Annotated in this window: 1 protein-coding gene; it reads right to left on the reverse strand. The window is 70.0% G+C overall.

The genetic code is table 11. The annotated features are described in order from the left end of the window. On the reverse strand, positions 1–243 hold a 243-nt coding region (locus MXM41_RS22745), incomplete at both ends, for a hypothetical protein (protein ID WP_325934486.1).

Below are 243 nucleotides of genomic sequence, written 5' to 3' on the forward strand. Positions count from 1 at the left end.
TGCGATCGGCGTTGGCGGAAACCAGGGCAGCCCCCAGAGCGGCCTGCTCGGCCTTCTGCTCCTTCAGGTGCTGGAAGCGTGCATCGTGCAGGGCGCCGGCCTGCTCAGCGGTGCGATCGGCGTTGGCAGAGACCAGGGCAGCCCCCAGAGCGGCCTGCTCGGCCTTCTGCTCCTTCAGGTGCTGGAAGCGTGCATCGTGCAGGGCGCCGGCCTGCTCAGCGGTGCGATCGGCGTTGGCGGAGA

The sequence above is a fragment of the Leclercia adecarboxylata genome, assembly GCF_035787115.1.
Classification (GTDB): Bacteria; Pseudomonadota; Gammaproteobacteria; order Enterobacterales; family Enterobacteriaceae; genus Enterobacter; species Enterobacter adecarboxylatus_E.